We start from the raw sequence: 14,254 nt of genomic DNA, 5'->3' as shown, positions 1-14,254 counted from the left end.
GAGGGCGATGAGGGCGATGAGGCCGATGAGGTGGATGGTGTGGACGAGGGGCAGGAGGCAGCAGTGGTCATGCGCGTTGCATATCAAAGAAAAAACGGGGAACAGGCGTTTGCCGGGCAGCCAGACGTTCGTAAATCCAGTGCCCGACGGCAATGTCGAGAATGCCGAGGCCAAAGGGAGAAAACACGATCGGACGGTCTCGCGCAGGAGGATCACCACCGCACAGCAGATGCGGGAGCGAAGTCGTGACAAAGTGTCGATGCCCCGTGGCTGCCTCGGTGAGATGCAGCGAGGTCATGGCGCGCAGACAATGGTCGACATCGTCCACGACGTTATGCGACGCCAGTACGATGGCCGGCGCCAGATCGCGTAGCGACAGATGCAGCACGACCGGGCAGTGCGAGAACCAGGCCGGATCGTTCACATGCGGCGAAGACGCCGTGGTGGCGAACACAATGACGTCCGACGACCGGATGGCGGCCTCCAGCGAAGGTTCCGTGCGGGCATCCAGGCCGACGTGCGTCCTGACTCGCGTCGCCAACGACTCTGCGTAGTCGCTGTTCAGGTCGTGAATCACCACCTCGTCGATGGGGAGCGCGGCGAGCGACAGACTCTCGACCACATGTCGAGCAATAACGCCCGCGCCCACGAACGCCACACGGCGGTGTACTGACGCATCGTTGCGAGTCAGGCACCGCAGCGCGCTGATCGCGCTGGCCGCGGTGCGCGCCGCGCTGATGATGCTCGCTTCCATGCAAGCCATCGGATAACCGCTCGGGGCATCGTTCAGGATCAGAACGGCCGAAGCGCGCGGCATGCCGCGTTCGATGTTTTCGGGGAAACTCGAAATCCATTTGATTCCCGTCACGCTGTCACCCGCGTCGTTGTGGATGTGGGCAGGCAGGGCGATGATGCGATTGCACCGGGCGTCGGGAAAGCGGAGAAACTGGCTTTGCGGATTGACCGTGTGTCCCGCGTGATGCGAGCGATAGGCCGCTTCCACCGTGTCGAGAATGTCGCGTTTGCCCGCTCTCACGGCCGCGTCGATTTGCTCGCCGGTGAACACGCGGAATTGTGGCGTCGGAAGGGCGTTCATGACAGAGAGGGAGAGACGACTTCGACGAAAGACGAGGGGACGGCCGTTGACGCCGAGGTGCCGCACGCACCACCGGGGTCGCCCCGGCTCTCGGGAATGGCGCTCGCCACCCATTGCGCGTCGTAAATCGTGTCGAGATACTTGTCGCCCATATCCGGCGCAATCGCGACGACCGTGTCGCTCGCGGCGATGTCGAGCGCCGATCGCCGGACTGCGCTCAACACACTTCCGGTCGAGCCACCCGCCACTAGCCCTCGCTTTGCCAACGCATGGCACATGCGAACCGTGTCGTGCTCAGGCACATGGATGATGGCGTCCGGCACCTCGACGTCCGGCAAGTCGCATAACGGCGGCCGGCAGCTTGTGCCGAGTCCCGGAATGCGGCGCGGCCCCGGCGGGCCGCCAAAGGTGACGGATCCGACGGCGTCGACAGCCACGACGCGCGTCGGTAACCGATGCGCTCGAACGTAATGAAGACACCCCAGCAAGGTGCCCGTCGTCCCCGCGCCGATGAAGAGATGATCGACGTCGGGATACGCGGAAAAAATCTCCGGGGCCGTCCATCGGAAATGCGCGCGCCAATTTCCTTGATTCGCGTATTGATTGATCCAGATCCATCGCGAGTCGCGGGCCACCTGCTCGCGAATCCACGCGATCCGTGTCCCGAGATATCCGCCCTGCGCGTCGCGGTGCACCACCCGCACCACGCGTGCGCCTACGGCCTGCATCGCTTTCACCGCCTGGCGCGACGTATTGGGGTCCGTCACGCAGACAAAGCGATAACCGCGATTAGCGCACACCATCGCCAGGGCGACACCGAGATTTCCCGACGACGACTCCACGATCTGCGTATCCGCATGAACGCGATGCGTCGCCTCGAGGTCGTCGATCAGCTGCATCGCTGTCTTGAGCTTGATCGACCCCGCCGCGTTCAGTCCCTCCAGTTTGAGGTGAACGGTTGCCGGGCAAAGGTCATCGATGGCAGCGAACACCGGGACCGTCGGCCGCAGGAATTCGCCATCGACGCGGAGCATCGGCGTCTCGTGCAGTCGATCGCTTCGTGCAGATTCCCCCTGCCGCTGCACCGCCGACGTTTCGTGCTGATAGCCCGCCACTGATCACCTCCCGAAGACTCGCCAACTGGCCACGCGATGGTGTGAAACTGCGCAGGAATCGCGAGCCGAAGTCCCGAAGCGACTTCCAGGACATTGCGCGCCTTTTCACACCGTGAAGCATCATTTAAGCGAAGCGAGCGAGCGCGGAATACCTGCATGGTCGTGTAGGACGCAGGGTGCGGTGAGTCCAGGAGCAGGCGCCGACGCGAGGACGTCGTGACAGCATCTGGCAGCGGGAGTGGTGGGATCGGAGACACATCGGCGGAGATTTCCGCCGATTGTCGCTAACGTCGACGCGCGACGAAAGCGTTGGAGGACAGGGACTTACCGCGAGCTGGCAGGGATATCGGGGGTTAACGCGGTTTACGCGGTTTACGCGGTTTACGTGGTTTACGTGGTTAGCGGGGTCGGCCACCGCGACCGATGTCCTGGATACGCACGACGGCGTTGCCCGCAGCGTCGGTCTTTTCCGGAATCTTCCAGGCGTGTCCGTAGACGAGTTCGAACGTCAGGGAAATGGTGCCGTCACGATCGCGCTGGCGATCTAGTGCCGCCCGCAGCGCCGCAAGCCGCGTACGCCCCGTCAGCCCTTGACGGCGCTCCGGCAATGGATTCACGCCAAGCAGGCGTACGTCGCGCAGCAAGGTGTCCGGCGACTCGAAGGTCAGTGTGAGCCGTTCCATATCGGTCACCGGCGTGTCGAAACCGCTCGCCACCATCATGTCGCCGAGGTCGTGCATATCCGTCGGTTCGAGCGCATGCGGAAGGTCGTCGACTTCTGCCCACGCAGCACGCAACTCGCGCAATGTGTCAGGGCCATATGCCGAGAACATCAGCAAGCCGTCGGTGCTCAGCACGCGGTGCCATTCCGGAATCACACGATGCGGTTCGCGATACCAGTGAAGCGCAAGGTTCGACCACACGAGGTCGAACGAGCGCGGCGCGAACGGCAGTGCCGCGAAGTCGGCCTGCACCACACCATACGGCGGCGCGCTGCGCAGCAAACGTCTCCAGCCCGTCGTCGCGCCGGCCGCTGCGGCAGACCTGGCCATGGCATACGACGCGTCGAGCCCCACCCGATAGGCGTCGGGATACCGCTCGCCAAAACCGAGCAGATCGTTGCCCGTGCCGCAACCGGCGTCGAGCAGACGTTTCGGCTTGAGCTTGATGTAGTCGAGTCGGCTCGCCAGCCGCGACGCGACCTCCCGCATCAGGAAATCGGCATCCGGCCATTTCGATGCGCGGCGATCGAATGCGGTGCGCAAAAAGCGTGCGGAAAACGCAGGGGACGGGTTTTGGGGAGCGTCGGAGGGCTTCATGGGACAGGCGAAAAGACGAGTCGGCAGTATACTCGCTGCTGTCGGAACGCATCGACCACCGCCGGACTGCCCGCCGCACCGACACTGATAGACGCTTCCCATCGTGCGCATCGACTTGCCGACTTCGCGATGGCGTCGCACCGGCAGCCCGCCGCCAACCTGACCTCGTCGCCGTCGCATTCTGCCCTTCCAGCCGTCATCCCCACCGCCGTGCCAATGCTCCCATCCCTCATTCCGACACTTGCCAAGCTCGCAGGTGGACTGCTGGGCATTGTGCTGCCGGATCATTGCGCCGTCTGCCGTCAGCGGGGGCAGCGCCAGATCTGTGCGGACTGCGCCGCCGGCTTCGATGTGTCCAGCGCCATCGCCCCCTCGCGATGCCGTCGATGTGCGATTGCCCTGCCGCCGCAGTGGCTCGGAAGAGACGGAACGTCGGCGTGCCACACGGAACATGCGACAATTTGTCGCACCCTGGACACTGCCCTATGCGGACAATGCTTGCGACACCCGCCGGCGTTCGACGCCACATTGACGCTCGCAGACTACGTGACGCCGCTCGACAGCTTGATGATTCGTCTGAAATACCATGGTGCTCTGCCGCTCGCGCGGGAATTCGGCGAACGACTCGGCGATGCCATTGCATCCCATCATGGCGATGACAGTGCCCATGCAGACGCGACAGCACCGCTGCTCGTGCCCGTGCCCTTGGCGCCGTCGCGACTCGCATCACGCGGCTTCAATCAGGCCTGGGAACTGACGCGCGTAGCCTCGCGGCGAGCCCATCTGCCGGCGAGCGCCAGCATGCTGCATCGCGAACGCACGACAGCGGCGCAGCGACGGCTCTCGCGCGACGAGCGGCGACGTAACCTGCGCGGCGTTTTCGTCGCCGACGCCCGCGTGCGTGGGCGGCATGTCGTGCTGATTGACGACGTGATGACCACCGGCGCCACCTGCGACGCGGCCGCCGCTGCGCTCAAGCGTGCCGGTGCGGCGCACGTCCTGGCAGCGGTCGCATTGCGCACGCCGCCCTTCCCTAACCCTTAGCCGAACCGTCATGTTCAACGTCGTTCTCGTCAGCCCTGAAATTCCGCCGAACACCGGCAACGTGATCCGTCTGTGCGCCAACACCGGCGCGCGATTGCATCTGATCGAACCCCTTGGGTTTCCGCTCGACGACGCGCGCATGCGACGCGCCGGGCTCGACTATCACGAGTATGCGCAAATGAAGGTACACCGGGATTGGGCCGCGTTTGTCGCAGCCGAATCGCCGGACCCCGCGCGCATGTTCGCATTGACCACACGCGGCTCGCGCCCGTTCGGAGAGTTGGCATTCGCGCCGGGAGACTGGTTCGTCTTCGGCTCCGAGACCCGGGGTCTCGATCCGCAGTTGCTCGACACGTTCGCAACGACGCAGCGCGTGCGACTGCCGATGCGCCCCGGCAATCGCAGCCTGAATCTCTCGAATACCGTCGCCGTGGTGGTCTTTGAAGCGTGGCGTCAGCAGGGCTACGCGGGCGGGTCCTGATCGCCGGATTTGCGAGTTCGCCGGTCTGCGGTATCGCGTCGCCCACTCAGGTCGCTCAGGTCCCTCGGTTCGCTAACTCAGGTCGCTAACTCGGGTCGCCAAATCAGGTCGCCAACTCTCGCTCGTAGGCGGCAAACATGGCCGCATCGAAGCACACGAACTCCACACGCTCGATGCCGGGAAAGTGCGGAAGCGCGTCGCGCACCGTGAACACAGCCAGCGGGACCGCAAGTTCGGCAGGGTACCCATACACACCGCAACTGATGGCAGGAAATGCGATGCTCCGGCATCCATGCTCAGCGGCCAGACGCAAGCTCTCGCGATAGCAACTCGCCAGTAGCGCGGGCTCGTCATTCGCGCCGCCGTGCCACACGGGGCCGACGGTGTGAATCACGAACTTTGCCTTGAGGCGGAATCCGGGCGTGAGCTTCGCTTGCCCGGTCGGGCAACCCTGGAGTTTTCGGCAGGCTTCGAGGAGTTCCGGTCCGGCAGCGCGATGGATCGCGCCGTCGACGCCGCCACCGCCGAGCAGCGATTCATTCGCGGCATTGACGATCGCGTCGAGTGTCGAGCGCGTGATATCGCCCAGACTGGCATGAAGACGAACATGGGATGGGACGACTTGCGACATGGGCGTGGCTCCCTTGTGGCGAGTGTCGACGGCAGGCAACCGTCGTCGGGAAACATGATGACCGGCAGCGATGACCGGTCATCCTTCGTGATGACAGCGCGGCGGCGCAGTGCTTTGACCGCCGGTCAGATAACACCGGCATTGCCAGCCCCGCGCACGAATCAGCCTTGCGGGCCGTCGTCCTCGCGTTCCGCGCGGGCGTCGCGGCGCAGCAGTGCTTCGACCGCAGCACGCGCAGGCAATCCATCGAACAACGTTGCGCAAACGGCGTCGGTGATCGGCATTTCGACACCGTGCGCGCGCGCCAGATCGCGCACAGCACGCGCACATCGTACGCCTTCGGCGACATGACCGAGCGACGCCAGGACTTCGTCCAGCGTCTTGCCCGAGGCCAGTTGCAGCCCGACGGTACGGTTGCGCGACAGATCGCCGGTCGCCGTGAGAATCAAGTCGCCCATGCCTGCGAGCCCCATGAACGTTTCGGGCTTGCCGCCAAGCGCCACGCCCAGACGTGTCATTTCGGCCAGGCCGCGCGTGACCAGCGCAGCGCGCGCATTGAGGCCCAGACCGAGGCCATCGCTCACACCGGTGGCAATCGCGAGTACGTTCTTCACTGCCCCGCCGACTTCAACGCCAATGACGTCGTCGCTCGAATAAATGCGCAGCGCACCGAAGTGACACGCCGCGATCGTCAGTTCACACAGCGCTGGCGCCGCGCTCGCAATGGTCAGCGCGGCAGGCAGGCCTTGCGCGACTTCGCGCGCAAAGCTCGGCCCGGACAACGAGCCGCCGGCGACCGCCGGAAATACTTCCGCGACGATCTGATGTGGCAACAGACCGGTATCGGCCTCGAAACCCTTGCAAAGCCAGATGAGGTTCTGCGGCGCGTTGTCAGCCAGCGCCATGTGGCCGGCCAGCGCACGCAACCCGGCCACAGGCACGGCCGCGACACACAGGGCGCGCTCGCCCGTGCCATGCGCCATGGCCGTCGCGAAATCGGCTTCGAATCGCAGACGGGGGGACAACGGGGAACCGGGGAGGTAGGTGGAATTCTCGTGCGAAGCGCTCAATTGCGCCACGAGGGCAGCGTCGCGCGCCCAGAGGACGACGTCATGGCGTGCTGCCATGTGGCTCGCCATCGCGGTGCCCCAGGCACCTGCACCGAATACGGCAATCTTCATGAGAGAGGTCTCGACGCCATCGCAGGCACGGTGCCCGCCATGGCGTCGATGCAGCGCAAGCGCTTAGTGGGTCTGCGCGGACGAGCCGTCGGGCATCACGATACCCGGGGCCGGCGTCTCGCCATTGGCCGCTTGTTGCTCGGCCAGTTGTGCCAGACGTTGCTCGTACAGCGCCTGGAAGTTTACTTCCGCCAGATGAATCGGCTGGAAACCGGCGCGGCTGATGGCATCGGCCACGTTGGCGCGCAGGTACGGGTAGACGATCGTCGGGCAGGCAATGCCGATGAGCGGATCGAGCTGTTCGACCGGCACGTTACGGATTTCGAAAATACCGGCTTGCTTGCCTTCGACCAGGAACGCGACCTTGTCCTTGATCTTGGCCGTCACGGTGGCGATCACGGCGACTTCGAAGATCTCCTCGGCCAGGCGTTCTGCTGCCACGTCCAGCTGCACTTCAACGGTCGGCATCTCCTGCTCGAGGAAGATCGCGGGCGAATTCGGCTGCTCGAGCGACAGATCTTTCAGGTAGGCGCGCTGGATGCTGAAAAACGGCTGATTCTGGTCGGACATTTCGTTTCCTTGGAATAAAGACAGCCGCGCAATCACGCGGCTGGGCGACTATTTTGCAGGCGGGATCAGGCAGCTTGCAAGAGCGGTACGAGGCCACCGGCACGATCGAGCGCCGAAAGATCGTCGTAACCGCCGATATGGCGCTCGTCGATATAGATTTGCGGTACGGTACGACGCCCGGTTCGCGTCATCATTTCCTCGCGGCGGGCGGGATCCTTGTCGATCAGAATCTTTTCGATTTCCTGAACACCACGCTGACGCAGCAGACGCTCCGCCATCTGGCAATACGGGCACACTTGCGTGCTGTACATCACGATCTTCGGCATGACTTGCAACTCCTCGATTACTTGACTACCGGCAGGCCGGCTTCCTGCCAGGCGGCAACACCGCCCTGGAGGCTGAATGCCTCAGCATAACCAAGATTGCGAAGGAGCGTCTGCGCGCGCGCCGAGCGCTGGCCGCTCTTGCACACGATGAGGACCGGAGCCGCCTTGTTCTTGATGACGCCGGCGACCTTTTGCTCCACGTCGTCGAGCGGCACATTGCGTGCGGAAGGCAAGTGACCGGTGGCAAACTCCTCTGCCGTACGGACATCGAGCACCACGGCGCCCTTGCGGTTGATAAGCTGGGTCGCTTCCATGGTCGACAGACCGCGACCGCCACGCTTGAATACCGGCCAGGCCAGCATGCCGCCCGAAACGAGAGCGATGGCGATCAGCGCGAGGTTGGTGTAATCGGCAAAGAACTTCACAAACCACCTGAAAATAATCAAAAGAATCCGATCATTATAAAATATTCCGTGATTGCGCCGACGAGTGACGTTGCCAATCGTTGCGCCGGACCCCGGCAGCCCCGTTTTCGGGGTGCCGAACCTGTCCGGGAGATGGCGTCAAACCCTTACCAGGCTTGGCTGCGCCCCCTCGCAACGAACCGCCCCCACCCAGCCGGCTGCCCCCGCTTTCCTACTCTGACTGAAGTTTGCTCATGTACAAGCTCGTTCTCATCCGCCACGGCGAATCGACGTGGAACAAAGAAAATCGCTTCACGGGCTGGGTCGACGTCGACCTGACCGAGAAGGGTGTCGCCGAAGCCGGTCACGCCGGCAAGCTGCTGGCCGAAGCCGGCTTCAAATTCGATCTTGCCTACACGTCGGTGCTCAAGCGCGCGATCCGCACGCTGTGGCACGTGCAGGACGCCATGGATCAGATGTGGATTCCGGTGGTGCACAGCTGGCGCCTGAACGAGCGCCATTACGGCGCGCTCGCGGGCCTGAACAAGGCCGAGACCGCCGCGAAGTACGGCGACGATCAGGTGCACGTGTGGCGTCGCAGCTACGACACGCCGCCGCCGCCGCTGGCCGCAGACGATGAGCGCAGCTCGTTCAACGACCCGCGCTACGCCAAGCTCAAGCGCGAAGAGATTCCGCTCACCGAGTGCCTGAAGGACACCGTGGCGCGCGTGCTCCCGTTGTGGAACGAGTCGATCGCCCCGGCCGTGCGCGCCGGCAAGCAGGTGCTCATTGCTGCACACGGCAATTCGCTGCGCGCGCTGATCAAGCATCTCGACAACATCTCGGACGACGACATCGCCGGCCTGAACATCCCGAACGGCACGCCGCTCGTGTATGAACTGGACGCCGAGCTCAAGCCGATTCGTCACTACTATCTCGGCGATCAGGACAAGATCGCCGGTGCGCTGGCCGCCGTGGCCGCGCAGGGCAAGTCGAAGTAAGCGTCAAACGTCGTCTGCGGCGGTCCGGCCTCGCGCCGACGCCGCAGAAGGCATATCCCTCCTTATCTCCCTCTCCCCTGTCCGCCGCATCCACCCTTCCGCCTCGTAATAAGCGGTAACACGTCTCCAACTCCGCCGAGAATCCTATTCATCGCACGCTGCGCGTACCGGCGAGGCCTCGTCGCGTCGGCCAAAGCGGCGCACTGTCGGGCGACGTTCACCGAAATTCGTCGTGCGACATCGCTTGGAATGGCACTTTTCGTAGAACCACTCAGGAAAACCCCCTGTCGAATGGGCAATGTCCCGCCTGCGGGCAAACGGTTATACTTCGCCAAAGTGCGCGCGCCCATTGGCGTGCGCCCCAAAATTCCGGGAAATTCCACGCCTATATGCGCCAAACCCTCAAACACATCGGCCTGATCGTGCTGGGCCTCGCGACCGGTGCGGCAGCCACCCTCGCGTTCTCGCAGGCTTCCGCACAAAGCGCTACCACGCCATTGCCGCTCGAACAGCTCCGATTGCTGGCGGAAGTGTTCGGTCAGATCAAGCGGGAGTACGTGCAGCCGGTCGACGACAAGAAGCTGCTCACCGCAGCCATCAAGGGCATGGTGTCGAGCCTCGATCCCCACTCGTCGTATCTCGACAAGGACGAGTACAAGGAACTGCAAGAGCAAACGCGCGGCCGTTTCGCGGGTCTTGGCATCGAGATCTCGCAGGAAGACGGTCTCGTGAAGGTGATCTCGCCCATCGAGGACAGCCCGGCATTCAAGGCCGGCCTGAAGCCCGGTGACCTGATCACCCGCATCGACGACAAGCCCGTGCGCGGCATGACGCTCGATCAGGCGGTCAAGCGCATGCGCGGCGCGCCGGGCAGCAAGGTCACGCTGACGATCTTCCGCAAGTCGGAAGAGCGCACGTTCCCGGTCTCGATCGTGCGTGCCGAAATCCGTGTCCAGAGCATCAAGGGCAAGTTGCTCGAGCCGGGTATCGGTTACGTGCGCATTACCAGCTTCCAGGAACGCACCGTGCCGGATCTGGCCAAGAAGCTCCAGGAACTGGCCAAGGACCAACCGCTCAAGGGCCTGATCCTCGACCTGCGCAACAACGGCGGCGGTATCCTCCAGTCGGCCGTGGGCGTGTCCGCGGCGTTCCTGAAGGAAGGCGCCACGGTCGTGTCGACCAACGGTCAGATCGAAGACGCCAAGCAGACGTACAAGGCGACGTTCGACAATTACCGCTTGTCGGCCAGCCCGGAAGATCCGCTCAAGGGCGAAGCCCCGATCTGGAAGACGGTCCCGATGGTGGTGCTGGTGAACGCCTACTCGGCGTCGGCATCGGAAATCGTGGCGGGGGCGCTCCAGGACTCGAAGCGCGCCATCATCATGGGCAAGACGACCTTCGGTAAGGGCTCGGTGCAGACCGTGCGCCAGATGGGTCCGGATACGGCGTTGCGTCTGACCACGGCGTACTACTACACGCCGAGCGGCCGCTCGATCCAGTCCATCGGTATCAAGCCGGACGTGCCGGTCGACCAGAACCCGAAGGGCGATCCGGACGACGTGCTGGTGACCCGCGAAATCGATTACCAGAACCACCTGCACAACACGCAAACGCCTGACGAGCAGAAGGAAATCGACGCGCGCGAAGCCCGCCGCCTGGAAGAACTGCGCCGCCTCGAAGAAGAGAACGCGAAGAAGACGCCGGACGAGCGCAAGAAGGAGCGTGAAGAACGCCTGCCGGATCTGGGCAGCGCCGACGACTTCATGCTCCAGCAAGCGGTCCACCAGCTCAAGGGCGAGCCTGTCCAGCGCACCAAGTCGCGTCTCGAAGCGAACGCCGGCCCGCTGCCGAAAGACGCGTCAAAGGCTGCTATACCGGCTACCACACCGGCCGCCGGCGCCAAGACGGATCCGAAAACGGACACCGTGGTCCCGGCCAAGCCAGCGGACAAGAAGTAAGTAAAGGCTTTAGGCTTTACACTACAAACCGTGCCCGCGAAAGCCGGCACGGTTTTTTTATCCCTTTGCGTTTTGCGCTTTTGCGTTTTGAGATGAACGACGATCAGCTGCTGCGTTACTCCCGTCATATCCTGCTCGACGAACTCGGCATCGAGGGTCAGGAGCGTCTGCTCGCCGCCCATGCCGTCATCGTCGGTGCGGGGGGACTCGGCTCGCCTGCCGCGCTGTATCTGGCGGCATCCGGAGTAGGCCGCATCACGCTGATCGATGACGACGTCGTCGATCTCACCAACCTGCAGCGCCAGATTCTGCATGACACGCAAAGCGTGGGGCAGTCGAAGGTCGACTCCGGACGCGCGCGCATCGCGCAGATCAACCCGGGCGTGAGCGTCGACGTGGTCAATGAACGTGTGGACGAAGCCCGGCTCACCGCGCTGGCGCGCACCGCGACCGTCGTGCTGGACGGCTCGGACAACTTCGCCACGCGTCACGCCGTCAACCGCGCGTGCGTGGCGGCGGGCGTGCCGCTCGTCTCCGGCGCGGCCTTGCGCTTCGATGGGCAAATCAGCGTGTTCGATGTGCGCAACGACGCGTCGCCCTGCTATGAATGCATCTTCCCCGCGGACGAACCCTTCCCCGAGCAGGCGTGTGCAACGATGGGGGTTCTGGCGCCGCTCGTGGGCATTATCGGCAGCATGCAGGCAGCGGAGGCGATCAAGCTGATCACGGGTGTGGGCACGCCGCTCGTCGGCCGTCTTCAGATGCTCGACGGGCGCAAGATGAGCTGGCACACCATGCACTGCGCACGCAACCCGGAGTGCAAGGTCTGCGGACAGCGTCACTGATCGCATGGGCATTGGGTGACGACCGCCACGGCGGTATCCCAAATTCGAAATAAAAAAACGGACGCTCCGCAAAGGAAGCGTCCGTTTTTTTGCCTATCGCTACGACGATGTGCGTCTGGCGTAACGACCGGTCAGGCGACAGCCAACCGCGCCAGCGCCGCCTGCATCTCCTCGGGTTCGGTCGCCGCGAGCAGCTCCTGCACCGGCCGCTCCAGATCGGGCAGATGCGCCCGCAGGATTTCCTGTTTGACCTGCAACAACTGGCTCGGATGCATGGAGAATTCGCGCAGCCCCATGCCCAGCAGCAAACGCGTGGCCGTCGGGTCGCCAGCCATCTCGCCACACACCGCCACCGGCACACCGAAGGCATGTGCCTCGCGAATCGTCATGGCGATCAGGCGAAGGACGGCAGGATGCAGCGGATCGTACAGATGCGCGACGGCATTGTCTGCCCGGTCGATGGCCAGCGTGTACTGAATCAGATCGTTCGTCCCGATGGACAGGAAATCGAGCCGCTTGAGGAACATTGGCACCGTAAGCGCGGCGGCCGGGACCTCGATCATGGCGCCCAGCTTCACGTTCGGGTCATACAGCAGGCCCGCCGCATCGAGTTGCGACTTGGCCTCGCGCACCAGTTCGAGCGTCTGATCGATTTCCTGCGCATGCGCGAGCATCGGGAACAGAATCTGCACCTTACCGAACGCCGAAGCCCGCAAAATCGCGCGCAGTTGCGTGAGGAACATGCGCGGCTCGGACAAACTCCAGCGAATGGCGCGCAGACCCAGCGCCGGGTTCGGCGCGGTCTCGTAAGTCTCGTGACTGTCGAGGGGTTTGTCGGCGCCCACGTCGATGGTGCGAATGGTGAGCGGCAGCCCCTGCATCGCTTCGACCGCACGTTTGTATGCCTCGAACTGCGCTTCTTCCTCCGGCGCCTCCTCCTCGTTCATGAAGAGGAACTCCGTGCGGAACAGGCCAACGCCGACAGCGCCCGCCGCTACGGCGGTCTTGGCGTCCTCGGGCAATTCGATGTTGGCGAGCAACTCGATATGCGTCCCGTCGATGGTCTGCGCGGGCGAATGCTTCAGACGCTGCAGGCGTCGCTCTTCGAGTGCACGCTCGCTCTGGCGATAGCTGTACTCCTCGAGCACGATCGGCGCAGGGTCGACGATGACGATCCCGTGATCGCCGTCGATGATGATGACGTCATCCTGCTTGATGAGCAGACTGGCCTGTGCCACGCCGACAGCGGCGGGAATCCCGAGACTGCGCGCGACGATGGCCGTGTGCGAAGTCTTGCCGCCGAGATCGGTCACGAAGCCCTTGAACGTCTGCGACTTGAATTGCAGCATGTCGGCCGGCGCGATGTCGCGCGCCACGACGATCATGTCGTCGCGCGGCGTCTCGGTCGCCACGTGGCGAATGCCAGGGGTCCCGGCAAGCGCCTTGAGCACGCGCTCGGTCACCTGTTCGATGTCCGCACGACGCTCGCGCAGGTATTCGTCCTCGATGTCTTCGAAACGCGCGACGAGCACTTCGAGTTGCGTCGTCAGCGCCCACTCGGCGTTGTAGCGACGCTCGCGAATGAGCTTCACCACGGCATCGACGAGCAGCGTGTCGTTGAGGATCAGGGAGTGAACGTCGAGAAACGCGCCCATCTCGCCCGGGGCGTCGTCAGGGAGTTCCTCTTTGAGCGTATCGAGTTCTTGCTGGACGGTCGCCTGAGCGCTTTCGAAGCGAGCGATCTCGTCGTCGATCTGGCTGGGATCGAGCAGATAGTGCGGAACATCGAGCGTGGCGGGCGCGAGCAGATAAGCGCGTCCGATCGCGATGCCGCGGGAAACGGGAATGCCGTGCAGGGTGAAAGACAAGGAAGTCTCCCCAGTTCAGAGGCGGGTGATTCGACCGTATTCTGTGTGTTGGCTGTCGTTGCGGACAGTGAGCGGCGGTGCGGCGAAAGCACGGCCAGCGTGACACGGCGCGCCTGCCGACGCCGCGTCACCACAGCAACGTATTATTCCCCTTCGCCGAACTTGTTCGCGATGAGGTCGAGAATTTCTTGCATGGCCTGCGCTTCGTCCGGGCCCTCGGTCTCGACTTCGACCTTCGAGCCGATGCCGGCCGCCAGCATCATAACGCCCATGATGCTTTTCGCGTTGATCCGACGACCGTTTCGGGTCAGCCAGACCTCACTCTGAAATTTTGCCGCCAGCTGCGTCAGCTTTGCGGATGCCCGGGCGTGCAAGCCCAATTTATTTACGATCGTCGTTTCTTGTCGAAGCATGT

General features: G+C 63.7%; 15 protein-coding genes. 5 read left to right on the top strand and 10 right to left on the bottom strand.

The window, feature by feature from the left end; all coding sequences use genetic code 11:
- Positions 1–67 precede the first annotated feature (67 nt).
- The 3 genes from sbnB to PCA31118_RS08505 form a co-directional block, all read right to left on the bottom strand.
- Positions 68–1,096, bottom strand: a complete 1,029-nt coding sequence (sbnB, locus tag PCA31118_RS08515; RefSeq protein ID WP_150624795.1) for a 2,3-diaminopropionate biosynthesis protein SbnB — start codon at positions 1,094–1,096, stop codon at positions 68–70.
- Positions 1,093–2,130: a 2,3-diaminopropionate biosynthesis protein SbnA gene (sbnA, locus tag PCA31118_RS08510; RefSeq protein ID WP_150624793.1), complete on the bottom strand. Its 1,038-nt coding sequence runs from the start codon at positions 2,128–2,130 to the stop codon at positions 1,093–1,095. The genes sbnB and sbnA overlap by 4 nt, the downstream gene beginning before the upstream one ends.
- Positions 2,131–2,609: 479 nt before the next feature.
- The gene (locus tag PCA31118_RS08505) at positions 2,610–3,530 is read right to left on the bottom strand and encodes a methyltransferase domain-containing protein (RefSeq protein WP_150624791.1); all 921 of its coding nucleotides are present in this window, start codon (positions 3,528–3,530) and stop codon (positions 2,610–2,612) included.
- A 498-nt stretch (positions 3,531–4,028) separates the two neighbouring features.
- Here PCA31118_RS08505 and PCA31118_RS27000 point away from each other — a divergent pair, with 498 nt between their 5' ends.
- Together PCA31118_RS27000 and trmL are read left to right on the top strand one after the other, a co-directional pair.
- Entirely contained in the window at positions 4,029–4,574 is a 546-nt protein-coding gene (locus tag PCA31118_RS27000; RefSeq protein ID WP_174990393.1) for a ComF family protein, read from the top strand.
- A 10-nt stretch (positions 4,575–4,584) separates the two neighbouring features.
- Entirely contained in the window at positions 4,585–5,055 is a 471-nt protein-coding gene (trmL, locus tag PCA31118_RS08495; protein ID WP_150624787.1) for a tRNA (uridine(34)/cytosine(34)/5-carboxymethylaminomethyluridine(34)-2'-O)-methyltransferase TrmL, read from the top strand.
- Between the two features lie 103 nt (positions 5,056–5,158).
- Here the strand turns inward: trmL and PCA31118_RS08490 are convergent, their stop codons facing one another.
- The 5 genes from PCA31118_RS08490 to PCA31118_RS08470 form a co-directional block, all read right to left on the bottom strand.
- Positions 5,159–5,686 carry an O-acetyl-ADP-ribose deacetylase gene (locus tag PCA31118_RS08490; RefSeq protein ID WP_150624785.1) on the bottom strand — a complete coding sequence of 176 codons (528 nt, stop codon included), beginning with the start codon at positions 5,684–5,686 and terminating at the stop codon, positions 5,159–5,161.
- Positions 5,687–5,847: 161 nt separating this feature from the next.
- The gene (locus PCA31118_RS08485) at positions 5,848–6,867 is read right to left on the bottom strand and encodes an NAD(P)H-dependent glycerol-3-phosphate dehydrogenase (protein WP_150624783.1); all 1,020 of its coding nucleotides are present in this window, start codon (positions 6,865–6,867) and stop codon (positions 5,848–5,850) included.
- A gap of 63 nt (positions 6,868–6,930) precedes the next feature.
- Positions 6,931–7,437, bottom strand: coding sequence for a protein-export chaperone SecB (gene secB, locus PCA31118_RS08480; protein ID WP_010804753.1), 507 nt, complete (start codon positions 7,435–7,437; stop codon positions 6,931–6,933).
- 65 nt (positions 7,438–7,502) lie between these two features.
- The gene (grxC, locus tag PCA31118_RS08475) at positions 7,503–7,763 is read right to left on the bottom strand and encodes a glutaredoxin 3 (protein ID WP_044453710.1); all 261 of its coding nucleotides are present in this window, start codon (positions 7,761–7,763) and stop codon (positions 7,503–7,505) included.
- A gap of 17 nt (positions 7,764–7,780) precedes the next feature.
- The gene (locus tag PCA31118_RS08470; RefSeq protein ID WP_044457658.1) at positions 7,781–8,188 is read right to left on the bottom strand and encodes a rhodanese-like domain-containing protein; all 408 of its coding nucleotides are present in this window, start codon (positions 8,186–8,188) and stop codon (positions 7,781–7,783) included.
- A gap of 233 nt (positions 8,189–8,421) precedes the next feature.
- On the opposite strand from PCA31118_RS08470, the gene gpmA reads away from it, so the two are divergent.
- From gpmA to PCA31118_RS08455, 3 genes are all read left to right on the top strand, one after another.
- Positions 8,422–9,168, top strand: coding sequence for a 2,3-diphosphoglycerate-dependent phosphoglycerate mutase (gene gpmA / locus PCA31118_RS08465; protein ID WP_044453708.1), 747 nt, complete (start codon positions 8,422–8,424; stop codon positions 9,166–9,168).
- 389 nt (positions 9,169–9,557) lie between these two features.
- On the top strand, positions 9,558–11,126 hold the full coding sequence (locus tag PCA31118_RS08460; protein ID WP_150624781.1) for a S41 family peptidase: 1,569 nt from the start codon (positions 9,558–9,560) through the stop codon (positions 11,124–11,126).
- Positions 11,127–11,218: 92 nt separating this feature from the next.
- A complete protein-coding gene (locus PCA31118_RS08455) occupies positions 11,219–11,971 on the top strand; it encodes a HesA/MoeB/ThiF family protein (RefSeq protein WP_150624779.1) in 753 nt (250 codons plus the stop codon).
- A gap of 131 nt (positions 11,972–12,102) precedes the next feature.
- Here PCA31118_RS08455 and ptsP read toward each other — a convergent pair whose 3' ends face one another.
- Together ptsP and PCA31118_RS08445 are read right to left on the bottom strand one after the other, a co-directional pair.
- Positions 12,103–13,839: a phosphoenolpyruvate--protein phosphotransferase gene (gene ptsP, locus PCA31118_RS08450; protein ID WP_150624777.1), complete on the bottom strand. Its 1,737-nt coding sequence runs from the start codon at positions 13,837–13,839 to the stop codon at positions 12,103–12,105.
- A gap of 143 nt (positions 13,840–13,982) precedes the next feature.
- Positions 13,983–14,252 carry an HPr family phosphocarrier protein gene (locus tag PCA31118_RS08445; protein WP_044453701.1) on the bottom strand — a complete coding sequence of 90 codons (270 nt, stop codon included), beginning with the start codon at positions 14,250–14,252 and terminating at the stop codon, positions 13,983–13,985.
- Between the last annotated feature and the right edge of the window lie 2 nt (positions 14,253–14,254).

Source organism: Pandoraea captiosa (assembly GCF_902459775.1).
In the GTDB taxonomy this organism is placed as follows: domain Bacteria; phylum Pseudomonadota; class Gammaproteobacteria; order Burkholderiales; family Burkholderiaceae; genus Pandoraea; species Pandoraea captiosa.
The sequence above is the reverse complement of the archived record's forward strand: the minus strand, read 5'-3'. Positions and strand labels throughout refer to the sequence as shown.